Here is a 14300-nt window from a genome sequence, read left to right as displayed (position 1 = left end):
GGGGTTATAATGCATACCGGGAAAGATGATGTTGGGGCAAGGCATATGTGCTTTAATACCACAATTCGGGCTGTTTTAGGGCTTTACACAAACGTCACTTTCTTTTTTTTCCGTACAGTAATCTCAAAATTTGTATCGCTTGTAAAATTTCGGCGTACTGCTACAATACAGTGGTTTGTTTAAAAAGCAAAAGATGAGATCAAGACTTACTTTAACCGGAATTTTGTTCCTGCTGGCCTTTGCTGCGCACGCGCAAACAGAAAACAGCATGGCAACCGGCACAAATAACAACCAACCTGCACCAACAGCGCTCGTTGCACGAAACAATAAATACAGCATTTCGGCTGGGTTAGGGTATTATTTGCCAGTCTTAGCTGAAAAAAATGTTTCTTATTCACAGGCAGAATACAGCCCGGAATTTGGCTTGGGCTTCAGTTATTTTGTTTCCCTTGATTATGCCCTCACACCAGATTTATATGCAGGGGTAGGTTTTAATGGCAGCTATGGCAAAGCCCGTTTTATAAAAAACGCCATCATAAACGGCGAACAAATAAACGGGTACCTGAAGGCAGGAGCGCTGGAAAACACAAATTTGTTATTGAACATAACGTATGCGCCTGCCAGGAATGGTTTACAGCCTTATGCCAAATTAGGCGCTGGATTTTTTATATCGGAACTGGAACTGGGCGATATTCCGTTGAGGTTAACCAATAATGTGGAAAGTGAACTGTTTCCCGATTATAAATCCAGCGGATTAGGTATCGTGCCGGAAATTGGCTTAAAATATAAGCAATTTGCTTTATCTGCCGCGTATGCCATGCCTTTTAAGAAGCTAACCGGCGAAAAGGTTTCTGAACCGGGAGCTTATACCTCTACCGGAACCATAAAATCGTATAGCCTCCAGATAAACCTGTCCTACCGGACTTCTATCTTTAAGAATTAGCCGAATTTTTCCTGAAATTAATAAATTAGCTTCTATTAGGTGCTTATGGTGGGGATGGTGAAAGTATCTATAGAATAATTTCTGATAGTTTGTTTTTAAATATGCTAATCTTAATTTTCAAGAGCAAAATATTAAATCCACAAGTTTTAATATGCAGCTGTTTAGCATTTGGATAATTGGAGAAAACTGGTGCCCTTGCTGCGTGTTGTCACCAGCAAGTAGTTGCCGTAAGTTTTAGAATTGGCGGTGATAACACCACCAATGGCAGCTTATTCTGTTTAAAACCGAAATACTAAACAGCTTCTATTATAATTTATTTGCAACAAAATGGAAATCACGGAATATTGCTTAAATGGGGAACAACCCTGGTTTTGGCGCCTTTCTGCTGCTGCTTTATTTTGTTTATTTTCCGTCAGTAAATGTACTTCTCCAAAAAAGACAGGTTTCTCTATTCAAATATTGGTAAAAATTGTACTGGGCATAATTATAATCATGTTTACGTTAGAAGTGAGCGATCTTGGCGACATGATTGATAAGCTTTTTATCTAGCCTACGGAAAATTATGCTCTAAACCGCCACAAGACATAATTGCGTTGGTTGAACAAAGTTGGAGAAAGTGGAGCTAAAAAAGACTTCAGCCACTAAATAAAAAAGCCACCGTGTAGGTGGCTTTTTTATTTAATATTTATTTTTAGTAAATCAGCTTACATTTTCTTCCACTCGGCAATAGCTTTCTCGTTCATACGCACATAGTCGTCGTTTTTGGCTTCTTTGGCCAGGGCAATCGACTTTTCGGCAGAGGCAATAGCACCTTTGTAATCTTTATTTTTGGCGTGTAGTTTGGCCTGGGTGTGCATGTTCCAGAATTTAGGATCTTTCTCGTTGGCTTTTTTAATCCATTCCAGCGCCAATTTAGGATCTTTGTTCGTGTCGAGGTAATAAACGGCAGCGGCGGCGTATAAATCCGGCTTCACATCTTTGCCATTAATTACCTGCTCCTGAATCTGGGCCATTACTTTGCTTTCTACTTCGGCAATAATTTTTACTTTAACCGAGGTGTTCTCCCATAATATTTCCAGGTTAGCGGTAGAGGGGGTTACATCGGCAAAATTAATGGTCAGGGTTTCAGTTTTGGTTGGTGTTTTTAAAGGTTTTACTTTAAACCGGGCTACGTCTTCTTCTTTTTTGTAATCTTTGGTATTACCGCCCAGTTTGGTGTTTTTGTTAAAAATTACCGTCCATTCGGTTTCGCCGGGTATGGTGTAAATAGCGTATTCGCCGGCGGGTACGGGTGTGCCTTGTAAAGTTACCGGGTCTTTAAACTCAATAACGGTAGAATTATTAGCACCGGCCCGCCAAGGCTGGCCGTAAGGCAAGGTTTCGCCGAACATTTTGCGGCCTTTCAAACTCGGGCGGGAATATTTAACGGTAATGTCGGTTAGACCAACCCGCTGGGTTACGGTTGCTGGGGAGCTAGCGGCCGGAATAGTTAACTGGGCCATAACCTGCTGGCTACAAAATATTGCCAGGGCTATTACAAAGGTAAAAATGGTTCCTCTTCTTCTCATAATACGTAATTTACTGTTCTTTTATTTAAACCAGAATCAGTTGTAAAATTAGGAAAAGCTACCTGAAAACCCCAATAAAAGAAAATTAAAAGCTGGCCCCAACACTTAAGGCAAAAGCCGGCGATAGTACATAATTGCGCCGGATACTTTCGGGATCTTTGTACAGCAACGGAATGTAGCCCAGCCGGAAAACCAACCCGCCGCGGGGCTGCTGGTACCGGAAGCCAACCCGGCCCGTTAGGTGGTAATCGGGTTGCGAGGGTTCATTTGAAAAGCGGTGGGTATAACCCAGGCCCAGTTCCAGGTTGCCGGCTTTCTGGCCTACAAACCCTAAAAATTCGAGTGGCACGACCGGCATTAATTTACTTTCGCCGTTTACTTTGTAAGGGTATAATCCGCCGCCTAACCGAATACTGGTTTTAATATTATCGATCTCCATGGTGAGGTAATCGAAGTTAGCGGTAATGCCGCCGCTGCCACCAACGTCTAAATAAATAGCTTTTTTTGCCCGGTAACGCATCCGGGGTTCCTGGGCCAGCAGCAGGGAAGGGAAAAGCAATGTAAATAAAAAAGCAAGAGCCGGAATTCGCATTGGGTTGGTTTTGGAATACGGGTAAAGTTAGCACAAAATAAATATTGCCTGATACGTAAAAAGAAGCTTTCCGTCCGGAAAAACTGCTGCTTTACGCATCAGGCAATATAATTACCTTGCTGTTAGTTACTTAACTATTTAACTTAGCTCAAACTGTAGCTTTAATAAGTGCGCGTATAAGCCGTTTTCGTTTAAAGATAAATCTTCGTGGGTGCCTTGTTCTACAATCCGGCCGTTTTCGATAACCAATATTTTATCGGCTTTCCGGATGGTAGATAAGCGGTGCGCAATAATAATGCTGGTCCGGTTTTTCATGAGCTCGTCCATGGCCGCCTGCACCAGCTTTTCCGATTCAGAGTCCAAAGAACTCGTTGCTTCATCGAGGATAAGAATTGCCGGGTTTTTGAGAATGGCTCGGGCAATGGCAATGCGCTGGCGCTGACCACCCGATAATTTAATTCCGCGTTCCCCTACCAAAGTATCCAGCCCTTCGGGGAAAGATTGAATAAAATCGTAAGCATTGGCTTTACGGGCAGCGGTAACTATTTCTTCGTCGGTAGCGTTGGGCCGGCCGTAGGCAATATTTTCGCGGATAGAACCGCCAAACAACAATACTTCCTGCGGCACAATGCCAATGTGCTGGCGCAACTGGGTTAAGTTTAAGGTATTTATATCGCGGCCATCTACTAATATTTTGCCCGAACTCAGCTCGTAGAACTTCATCAGCAACGATACAATGGTAGATTTACCAGCACCGCTGGGCCCAACCAAGGCAATTTTTTCGCCAGCTCTAATCCCAAACGAAATATCTTTTAACACCGCAATATCGGGGCGGGTAGGGTAGGAGAAAGCCACGTTTTGGTATGCAATATTGCCGGCAATAGTAAGGTTCTGCTCGGCTGGGTTAGTGGGCAGGTGCGTGGGTTCTACCGGCTCGTCTAATATTTCCAGTACCCGATCGGCAGCACCCAACGACGATTGCACTTTGCCGTACATATCGCCTAAACCGCCTACCGAAGCGCCAATAAAAGTAGTATAAATAATAAATTGTACCAGATCGCCGATGGTCAGTTCGCCGGCTTCTACGAGGGAAGCCCCGTACCAAAGCACCAGAATAATGCCGCCAAACAAGCCCACAATAATAAACGACACAAAAGCCCCCCGGAAATAAGAAGCCTGCAAGGCGTTGCGCACAGCGTTAGAAAGCGAACGGTTGTACCGGCCAATCTCGAATAATTCGTTCGTAAAAGCTTTTACCACGTTTATGGCTTGCAGCGTTTCTTCTACAATTACGTTGGTTTTGGCAATTTCTTCCTGGGTAGCTCTGGAAAGTTTTTTAATTCTTTTGCCAAAAATAAAGGCCATTAATACCAGCACCGGAAAAGTAGCCAGCATAAACAGCGAAAGCTTAACCGAGGTAACCATTATAATAATAACCCCCACAATTAAGGTAACTAATTGCCGGAAAAGCTCGGCCAGGGTAATCGAAAGGGTATCTTGCAGTTGCGCTACATCGGAAGTAATGCGGCTGGTAATTTCGCCAACCCGGCGTTGCTCATAAAAAGGAATGGGTAATACCACAAATTTGGCGTAAAGCGACCGCCTAATATCGGCCACCGCATTTTCGCTGACCTGGGCAAAAAAGTAAATCCGGAAAAACGAAAATATACCCTGTAATAATATCACCCCAAATAATCCCAGGGCAATCAGGTTAATATCTTTCAGTAACCGGGAGGCTTGGCCGGTAGCACTATCGACGAGTTGGCCGGTTAGGGCCGGGAAAACCATGAAAGTGCTGCTGGAGAGGGCCAGGAAAATAAGGCCGATAATAAATTTAAACCGGTAAGGTTTAACGTAACTGAAAATGCGGCTTCCTTGTTTAAAGCTTTCTTTGCTGATGCGTTTTTTTGTTTCTGTTCCGGGAGTGGTTTCGGTATTAATGCCGGATCCGCGTCTTGCCATTAACGAATATTCTCTAAGTCTTGATGAAAAAACCCGGTTCCCGGGCTTTTATTACTACCGGCAAAGTTACGTAATCCTGGAAATTAAAGGATGATTCTTTTGCGATAGCTAAATTTTAAACAAACCCAATCGCAGATAAGTTTATCGGCGGTTATTTTATAGTAGGGTTGCCCAAAGAAAAACCACCCGGTATTAGCCGGTGGCTTTAAATTAAATGGCTGGTATGGGTTTCCTGTTTTTACTTACCGAAATGGCCAGTAAGCCCAGCAGGGTTAAGAATCCGTTCAGGATTAAAACTTCAAAACCAAACTCGTAGCCCCAGAACCAGTCTTTGGAGTTAAGGTTAAACATATAGGTAACCAGCGGCGACAAAATGCAAATAAAAGGCACCAGGTTATCGCGCACCTGGCGTTTAAAAAATACCCCAAAAGTATACAACCCCAGCAGCGGACCGTAGGTATAGCCGGCAATTTTAAATACCGCGGTTACCACACTTTCGTCGTTAATAATCCGGAAAATAATAATAACCAGCATGAGCAGCAACGAAAAGCCAATGTGCACGAAGTAGCGGTAGCGGCTGCGTTCCTGCTCGGTGCGTTTGTCAAAATCCAGAAAATCGACGCAGAAAGAAGTGGTAAGGGCGGTTAAAGCCGAATCGGCGCTGGCATACGTAATGGCCACAATGCCCAGAATAAACACAATACCCAAAAACGATGAAAAATAATTAAGTGCCAGGAACGGGAAAACGTCGTCGCCTTTTTCGGGTAGGGCAATGCCTTTAGAATTAGCATAAATGTAAAGCAGCGCCCCTAGCGATAAAAACAAAATATTTACAAAAACCAGGATAATGCTAAACCAGAACATATTTTTCTGCGCATCGCCCAGGGTCTTACAAGTTAAGTTTTTTTGCATCATGTCCTGGTCCAGCCCAGTCATGACAATGGCAATAAAAGCGCCCGAGAAAAATTGTTTTACAAAATAACGGGAATCTTTAAAATCCCAGAAAAATACCTGTGAGTAAGCACTTTGGTCGATGGTATCGACTAAGCCCTGGAAAGAAAGGTTTAACTCCTGCGATATCATTACAATGCTGCAGCCTACGCAAACCAGCATAGCCAGCGTCTGGAAAGTATCGGTCCAGATAATGGTTTTCATGCCGCCCCGGAACGTATACACCCAAATTAACAGAATGGTAATAAATACCGAAGCCCAGAACGGCACGCCCAGTGCATCGAAAACCGCTAACTGCAATACGCCCGCTACCACGTACAAACGCAAAGCCGCGCCAATGGTGCGGGCCAGCAAAAAGTAAAAAGCCCCCGTTTTATACGACCAAAAGCCAAACCGCTGCTCCAGGTAAGTATAAATAGAAACCAGGTTGAGCCGGTAATACAGCGGCATTAAAATAGTGGCAATAACCAAGTAACCTAATAAATACCCGAAAACCAATTGCAGATACGAGAACTGGGCTTTGGCTACCATGCCCGGAATAGAAATAAACGTAACCCCGGAAAGCGAAGTGCCAATCATGCCAAAGGCCACCACAAACCACGGCGACTTGCGGTTAGCCAAAAAAAAGCTTTCGGTATTATCTTTTTTGCTGCTGGTTAAAAAAGAAATAAACACCAGCAAACAAAAATAAACGGCAATTATGCTAATAACTAAAGTAGGCGACATACAGCAGCGTTAGGTAACTATACTTAATGTACAAATATAGTTAAAATGCCTTAGGTACTTTTATCCCGCAAACTTTCCCGTTGTTAGATTTACTGGTAGTTTAAATATTTTAAAACATGAATTATTTAGCAATAGCAAGAAAGCTGTTGAGCATAACGCCTCAGATAAGGAATATCAGCAATAATTTTAATTTAATTTATAATTATATTTATATATAGTATATTCGTTAGTCTAGTTCCGTTTAGCCAGCTAACGGGGGTGTGATAACCGGAACGAACTCCGTTTAGCAGCTAGTTGGCTGCAAGCTTAAAACTATAAAACAATGATGCTTTTAGACCTAATATGCTTTGATTGTATAATGGAACAAGTTAAAAATGGTGCTCCAGAGTCAAATATAGGAGAGCCAATTATGACACCATTCGAGCAGGTTAATAATACAGGTGTTTATGAAGTTAATTGTAGTAAAGGTCATAAATCCAAAACTGTTATAGACAATATTGACTTTGAAATACTTTATGAATATGGACTTAATGCTATTGCTGACGGTTACTTTAGGGAAGCAGTTTCTACTTTAACTGCTTCAATGGAAAGGTATTATGAATTCTTTATCAAGTCCATATTAAAGTCATCTAGTAATGAGTTTGATAAAATTGATAAAATTTGGAAAAATGTATCCAATCAATCTGAAAGACAACTTGGTGCTTATATATTTTTATATAGCCAAGCATTTGGAGAAGAGCCTTTATTGCTAAATACCAATAAAGAGGTTCCATTCAGGAATTCGGTCATTCATAAAGGCTATATACCCAATAGACAAGAGACTATTGCCTTTGCTGATACTGTAATGCAATTGATTGAAACATCTTTGTTAAACTTGAAGAACAAATTTCCAGAGGCTACAATTGAAACTTTTCTAAACTATGGTTATAAAAAAACAGCTGAAAGAAACTTTGGCAAACTTGAAAAAGATACTGGAGTTGAGCAACATTATGCCTGCGTTAATATAATGACTACTATTGATGTAGTTCATGGAAGGGAAATAAATGATGGTGATGGGAGACAAGGAAATGCTGAAAAAAGAATCCAAAACATATTAGATAGACGTAATCCAAGAGCATTAACCTTAGTGAAAGACAATCCTGGAAAATAAAAAGCCAACAGCCAACATTGCATAAACACCATGCTACGGCCGACGGCCTAGCACGGTGTTTATACGAGACCGTTAGGCGGCATTTAAAAAACTTCTCCCCAAGATATTAAAAATCAAACAATTTGCTTACTTTTGGCGTTACTACCGTAAATCAGGAGTATGATAATATCTTTTGGCTCAAAAGAAACAGAAAAGATTTGGAACGGTGAGATGGTCGCTAAGCTCCCAAGGGAAATGCAGACGATTGGCAGGCGTAAGTTGAGGATGCTTAACAACTCGCAGAACATAGCCGACTTGCGGATTCCTCCCTCAAACCGATTGGAAAAGCTATCCGGGAACTTAAAAGCATTCTACAGCATCCGGATAAACGACCAATGGAGAATCATCTTCCAATGGAACAACGGACAGGCCTCAGAAGTAGAAATTATTGACTACCACTAAAGAATATGGAAAAACTACCTAATATACACCCGGGAGAAATTCTACAGGAAGAATTTCTTGTACCTCTAAGCATTACAGCTTATCGACTTGCCAAAGACATTAGTATTCCGCAAACCAGAATATCAGAGATATTAAAGGGGAACAGAAGAATCACGGCAGACACCGCACTCAGGCTAAGTTATTACTTCGGAAACTCTCCTAAGTTTTGGCTCGGGCTGCAGGACGACTACGACTTAGAAGAAGAAAAAAATAACAAGCAGCATGAGTTGGAAAACATAAGGAGATTTGAGAAAAACGCCGCCTAATATTGTATAAACAGCATGCTACGGCCGACGGCCTTGCACGCTTTTTAGCCTAGCCGTTAAATTTGTCTACCTATCTTTACTCTCAATATTTTCCTAAGGTCAGGTGTGTGTGTGGGCTGAATATTTAAGTGAGATTTTACCTGATGGGGAACCGGCGGCATTTCGCTCCCTAATAAATTACATTATACCAACTTTTGCGCTATTGCTTTGGCTACCGCTTCCGGGGCCGAATTGACGTGCAGTTTTTCGTAAATGTTTTTAATGTGGGAATGAACGGTGTTGAAACTAATTACACAAGCGTCCGCAATCATTTTGTAGCTCATACCTTTTACCATGCAGGTGAGTATTTCCCGCTCGCGGGCCGTAAGCGCCACGTAAACCGGTTGAGCCTGTACAAACTGATTTTGAAACATCTGCAATACTTTAACCGCAATGCTCGGCGACATGTGGGCTCCGCCGCTATTTACCTCCTCAATAGCCTGCAATATTTCATCTGGGTCCGGACTCTTCAGCACGTACCCAGACGCTCCCGCACAGATAGCCGAGAAAATGCGGTGTTCATCTTCAAAAACCGTATGAATGAGTACTTTGGTTTGCGGGTAAACCGCTTTTATGCCTTGCAGCGCCTCAATACCCGACAAGCCCGGCATTTGAATATCCATTAGAACTACATCGGGCTTGTGGTTGCGCACTTTGGCCACCGCATCATTGGCATTTTGGTAGGCACCCAATACTGTTACCCGGTCGGTGCTGTTAAAATATCTGGTTAAGCTTTGGCACAGACTTTTGTTATCTTCAAAGAGCAAAACCGAAATCATAAGTTAATTGGCTGATTTATGGTGATAGCAGCGGCCTCCTGAATAGATACTTGTAAGGATATGGTTGTACCGGTACCGGCTTTTGATTGTACTCCAACCTTAAACCCACCCTCTTGCGCTCGTTTTTTAAAGTTTAACAGGCCATTACCTTCGGTAGGAGACGCAGTATCGAAGCCGCTTCCGTTATCGGAAATATTAATTTGTAAGTGCCCCGCTGCCTGCCTGATTTGAATGCTTACCTTATTCGCCTGCGCGTGTTTAACAATATTGTGCAGCGCTTCTTTGTAAACTAAGTAAATATTGCGGCGCAGTTCCATCGAAAACGGGGGCAAAGTTTCCAATGCTACATCACTGTCGAAAGTTAGCGTTATGTTCTGGTTGGCTAGCATTTGCAGCGCTACTGTGCGTAGCCGCTCCTGGAATTTTGCGGGCGCATCGTTGTCTGAATTTAATGCCCAGATGGTGTCGCGTATGCTGTGAATGGTATCTTCCGAGTCAGCGTTTATCTGGGCCAGAATTGGTTCAATATCGGTTTGTTGAAGTCCTACTTTCTTTTGTACGAGTTTAGTTGATATGGAAATACTGGTGAGGGTGGCGCCTACTTCGTCGTGCAGGTCACGGGCAATCTCGTCGCGGATGCGCAGTAATTTGTCCCGCTGGTGCACGTTCTCTCTTAGCTGTGCAATAAGCTCGCGCTGGGTTTGCGTTTGTCGCCGCCAGTGTTGTTCGGCCACGGCATAGGCAAAAATAATTATTTCAGCCACCGACCCAAAAACGAAAGTATAATTGTAAGGATAAAAAGGAAGCCAGGATATATGATAGAGCGTAACTATACTGAGTAACATAGCGGTAATACCTATGCCCAAACCTAGTGCGTATAAACGTACCTCCTGAAAGTTTTTGCGCCATACGTATATTACACTAATCAGCATGAATAAAAGCGCAATAATAATTTTAGCTGCCCAGTCGAGCCCCAGCCAGGAGAGTGGCATATCGAGGGGGGCAAAGGCCGCCCCAAAATATTGAGAAATAACTAAACACAGGTGGTTTATGAGTTCCAGCCCAAGCCAGCCCACAAGCAAGTAGTACAGGAACTTACTATATTGCTTAAGATGCAGGAACTTGATATGAAAAATAGCCCAGCAAGAAACTACCATGAAACGTAAAGGATAATATTTAATAAACTGTGTGTAAAGCGATGAATTACCCCAAAACTCATCGAAGTAGCCGCTCCTATGCAGAAACCAATGGGTGTTGGTAAACAGGAAAAGGGCATACCAACCTAAAATGGGCAAACGCAACCGAATACCAAAAATAATTGCATAAACCAGCAGCAGCAGATAAATACCCAGCACAATGCCTTGCCAAAAGCCCAGGTGTTTTTGATGTTGAATAGATTTTCCCAGGTCAGCAATCTCCATATAATCTCGGTATACATCATTAGGATACATAGCCACATGAATTTTTTTGGGATGATGACCCAACGAAATAAATGGATTGGCTAAAGGTGCCAGCCGGTTACGCATGGGATGCGCATTGCCTACCTGCTGTATAGTCAGCTTACCTGTTTCATCCAGCACGTAAACATCTAAACGCTGATAACTCCGCTGTTTAGAAAGCAAAAATAATTCGCTGCTTGTTTTATTTTTTAGCTCTAATCGCAACCAGATTGTTTTTGGTGGGTTTAAAAGCCCTTTTACACCTTCTTTTAATAATAGCCCGAAAGAGCTTCTTGGCATTTGTAAAACTTGCGCATAGGTGAGTTTCCCGCCAAAGTCTTCCAGAACATAGCTGTAAGGAGCTATCCGGATAGGTTCTCGGGTATCTGTAATTGTCAGTACCGGCTCGCTCAATGCCGGCAACCATACACACCAAAGTACAACGAAGAAAAGGTAGCGCATCAGCTTGACAAAAAAGGAAGAATTAGGTAAAGAAAAATAAGCAAATGCTATTGATTATCAAAAGATTATAAGTATTATTTGTGAATAGCAAATCGACGTTTACTTACTGCTTTCAACAATTGCAAGGTTAAACGGTTAATTAAAAACCTTAATTTTCTGTGTTTAAATATAGGGAGCCTTAAAGATGAAGCTGTTTAGCATTTTATAAAATGGCCAAAACCGCTGCCTTTGGTGTGGAGGCACCAGCAAGTAGTCTGGCCAAAGCTTTAGCGTTGGCAGCAAACACCACCAATGGCGCGGAATTCTTCTGGAAACAGAAATACGAAACAGCTTTTATTTCTATTATAATAAAACGCAAGTTTGCCGTTTACTGCTATTGGTTAAGTTCAAGCATTAATTCCCGACCCGCTTACGCTCTTCTTCTGAACCAGTTACCCGTTGTTTAATTGCTTTCACATTTTTATTGCCAAAATTGCGCGAATAGGTAAGCCGCACTACTCTGGGCTCATACTTAAATAATAATAATGCATCAAGATTTGAAGCAGGGTAGTTGGCACTAACTTTAAACTGGCTTGTCCAGAAAACATCGGTTATATTAAAAGCCAGCGTTCCTTTCTCCTGGTTTAATTTCTTTTGTATGCCTATGTTAAGAGAACCACTTGGATGCAGTTCCCAAATTCCATGTAGTGCCCTTGACTTGTAAAAGCCCGATAGTTCAATAAAATAATTGTCCGGAAGTTTAAAATTATGGATAGAATTAATTTGGGTAAACCGGGCATCCGCAGCCATTTTTTCTCCTGAATAATCAGCTTTTGATTGCTGCCAGCTTCCAATCAGGTTATTTTGTATTTGCCACCAGTAAGTTATTGTGAGCGGAATATTCAGTACTAAAGCCAAGGTGTTTGTACTGGCTATATTAGCCTTAATTAAAATTTGCCTGTTCGTCTGAGGCGTTACAACAGGAAGCCTGGAAACAGCATTCTTGTCGTGGCTGTATTGTAAGGTAAGCATGTAGCTTTTTTTGAATTGGTAGGCTGCTTGCAATGCATGCGTAAGGGTAGCCAGCAAAGCAGAATTGCCATAACCGTAGGTATAAGGATCTAAAAAGGTAAATGCCGGCGCAAGATCGGTATAAGTTGGCCTGGTAATCCGGCGGCTATAAGAAAACTGTGCTTTATTCTGGTTAGCCAATTCCCTCGAAATAAATACGCTTGGAAATAAATTATGATAGTTACGGTTTAATATATTGGCACCTTGCCTAGCGTTAAGACTGGTGCTTGTAAATTCCCAGCGTAATCCTGTCTGTAGGTTGGTTTTGCTGTTAAACTGATGGTTTACATTGAAGAAGGCGGCACTTATGTTTTCTTGCATTGTTACATTCTGATTAAATTCTTCATCAGCTTTCCATGTTTCTCCAATAAATCTTTCAAAAAGAACATCATTGTTCAAATTGAATTTAGTTCTTTTTATGCCAGTTTCCAGCCTTGTTTGCGCACTTACATTTTTACTATAATCAACTTTACCAATCCAGATTTGAATAGGCGTGCTTTTAGTATTATGCATTTGTTCTTGCTTATCAGGAGTGTCCTCCTCAAAAAAATAATTAATTTTATAAGCGTGCGGATTGTTGTGGTGATAAAATAAATAATCTGCATCAATATTTAATTCTCCTTTGTTACTGAAAATATGATTCAAATTAATATTCGCCATAAAGTTGCGCCATTGATTTACTTCATGATCCGTCATTTGAATACGCTTATCTAACTGGTCTGAACGATGAATTTGAGTTTGATTGCGAGCAAACTGTTCGGATCTATTATTAAAACCATTTAAAAGCCCGCTTATGGTAGTATGTTCATTAAGTAAATAATCAAATCCAAGGCGAGCAGTATAATTAATATTGTGTAATTCCCGGTTTGTGGTAGTAGCTGTGTGTATAACATCCGGTTGATTAACCACGCTGCGATTGCTGGTAATCTCACTCCTGCCATGATCCCACAGAAAAGAGCCATTGCCATATAGGTTTAATTTTTGCCTCCGATGATTTAGATTAAAGGAAGTACCTGGCTTTTCATACCAACCATACCCCAGCGTTGCCGAATAAGAACCATTGGTACCTATAGCTGAGCTTTTTTTCAAAACAATATTAATTACACCGGCATTTCCTTCCGCATCATACTTAGCAGAAGGCGTAGAAACAAGCTCTATTCTTTCTATGGTATTGGTATTCATCCCAGAAAGCATTTGCATTAGGGTAGCCATTGGTATTCTGCTTGTTTTTCCGTTCAGCATCACTACTACGCCTTCCTTGCCACTCATTGTTAAACTATTTTCTTGTCGGTTTATACCAATTCCCGGCGAGCGTTCTAATACTTCCAAGGCAGTTGATCCGGCAGCGGTAATGCTGCTCTGCACATTTATTACCAGCTTATCTATTTGCTGTTCATAAAGCGGCTTACTAGCTGTAACCGTTATTTCTTGCAGTTGCTTTTCGTTGGTTGCTACTACTAATAGCTGCATGTGGTGCGTACCGGTGGTAGCGGAAATGAGGTTAAAAGGTTTAGAGTAGCTTGTTTCATACCCCACCATACTGGCAGCAATCAGGTAATAGCCAGGGCTTACCTGTTCAAAGGTGTAATAGCCCGACGCATTAACTACCGCTCCTTTCACCAATGACGAATCGTTGGGGTTTAGTAATAGCGCATTCGCATAAGCTAAGGGTTGCCCGTCAGTAGCTTGCACACTGCCCTTAATAATTATCTGGCCATAAGCCGAAATGGAGAGAAAGATAAGGCCGAGGGTTAGTAGAAAAGTTAACATAAGTCTCTGGTTGCTAGTTACCCAAAGTTATGCAATACAGGTTTTTTGCTCCATCCCCAATTATGGTGAGCGTTTTGTAAATAATATTTAAGAAAAATATTGCGTAGCTAAATAACTACATTT

12 protein-coding genes are annotated in these 14300 nt (G+C 41.8%); 5 read left to right on the top strand and 7 right to left on the bottom strand.

Translation table 11 applies throughout. The features are described 5' to 3' along the window. Positions 1–193 precede the first annotated feature (193 nt). The gene (locus F0145_RS05945; RefSeq protein WP_150087398.1) at positions 194–943 is read left to right on the top strand and encodes a hypothetical protein; all 750 of its coding nucleotides are present in this window, start codon (positions 194–196) and stop codon (positions 941–943) included. Between the two features lie 327 nt (positions 944–1270). Next, the gene (locus F0145_RS05940) at positions 1271–1492 is read left to right on the top strand and encodes a hypothetical protein (protein ID WP_150087397.1); all 222 of its coding nucleotides are present in this window, start codon (positions 1271–1273) and stop codon (positions 1490–1492) included. 155 nt (positions 1493–1647) lie between these two features. Here the strand turns inward: F0145_RS05940 and F0145_RS05935 are convergent, their stop codons facing one another. The 4 genes from F0145_RS05935 to F0145_RS05920 form a co-directional block, all read right to left on the bottom strand. Then, on the bottom strand, positions 1648–2511 hold the full coding sequence (locus F0145_RS05935; protein ID WP_150087396.1) for a DUF2911 domain-containing protein: 864 nt from the start codon (positions 2509–2511) through the stop codon (positions 1648–1650). An 85-nt stretch (positions 2512–2596) separates the two neighbouring features. Further along, on the bottom strand, positions 2597–3103 hold the full coding sequence (locus F0145_RS05930) for a hypothetical protein (RefSeq protein WP_150087395.1): 507 nt from the start codon (positions 3101–3103) through the stop codon (positions 2597–2599). Positions 3104–3241: 138 nt separating this feature from the next. Next, positions 3242–5065 (bottom strand): ABC transporter ATP-binding protein, encoded by a 1824-nt coding sequence (locus tag F0145_RS05925; protein ID WP_150087394.1) that lies wholly within the window; start codon positions 5063–5065, stop codon positions 3242–3244. A gap of 210 nt (positions 5066–5275) precedes the next feature. After that, a complete protein-coding gene (locus F0145_RS05920) occupies positions 5276–6742 on the bottom strand; it encodes a sodium:solute symporter (RefSeq protein ID WP_150087393.1) in 1467 nt (488 codons plus the stop codon). A gap of 322 nt (positions 6743–7064) precedes the next feature. Between F0145_RS05920 and F0145_RS05915 the strand changes: the two genes are divergently transcribed. The 3 genes from F0145_RS05915 to F0145_RS05905 all read left to right on the top strand — a co-directional run bounded on the left by F0145_RS05915 (position 7065) and on the right by F0145_RS05905 (position 8638). Beyond that, positions 7065–7892 (top strand): hypothetical protein, encoded by an 828-nt coding sequence (locus tag F0145_RS05915; RefSeq protein ID WP_150087392.1) that lies wholly within the window; start codon positions 7065–7067, stop codon positions 7890–7892. A 159-nt stretch (positions 7893–8051) separates the two neighbouring features. Then, positions 8052–8333, top strand: coding sequence for a type II toxin-antitoxin system RelE/ParE family toxin (locus F0145_RS05910; protein WP_150087391.1), 282 nt, complete (start codon positions 8052–8054; stop codon positions 8331–8333). Between the two features lie 5 nt (positions 8334–8338). Beyond that, positions 8339–8638 (top strand): HigA family addiction module antitoxin, encoded by a 300-nt coding sequence (locus tag F0145_RS05905; protein ID WP_150087390.1) that lies wholly within the window; start codon positions 8339–8341, stop codon positions 8636–8638. A gap of 182 nt (positions 8639–8820) precedes the next feature. Here F0145_RS05905 and F0145_RS05900 read toward each other — a convergent pair whose 3' ends face one another. The 3 genes from F0145_RS05900 to F0145_RS05890 all read right to left on the bottom strand — a co-directional run bounded on the left by F0145_RS05900 (position 8821) and on the right by F0145_RS05890 (position 14177). After that, positions 8821–9456, bottom strand: a complete 636-nt coding sequence (locus tag F0145_RS05900; RefSeq protein WP_150087389.1) for a response regulator transcription factor — start codon at positions 9454–9456, stop codon at positions 8821–8823. Next, positions 9453–11357 carry a sensor histidine kinase gene (locus tag F0145_RS05895; protein ID WP_150087388.1) on the bottom strand — a complete coding sequence of 635 codons (1905 nt, stop codon included), beginning with the start codon at positions 11355–11357 and terminating at the stop codon, positions 9453–9455. Before F0145_RS05895 ends, F0145_RS05900 begins: the two co-directional genes overlap by 4 nt. A 393-nt stretch (positions 11358–11750) precedes the next feature. After that, on the bottom strand, positions 11751–14177 hold the full coding sequence (locus tag F0145_RS05890) for an outer membrane beta-barrel protein (protein ID WP_150087387.1): 2427 nt from the start codon (positions 14175–14177) through the stop codon (positions 11751–11753). Between the last annotated feature and the right edge of the window lie 123 nt (positions 14178–14300).

This window comes from Adhaeribacter rhizoryzae (assembly GCF_008629685.1).
Classification (GTDB): Bacteria; Bacteroidota; Bacteroidia; order Cytophagales; family Hymenobacteraceae; genus Adhaeribacter; species Adhaeribacter rhizoryzae.
The sequence above is the reverse complement of the archived record's forward strand: the minus strand, read 5'-3'. Positions and strand labels throughout refer to the sequence as shown.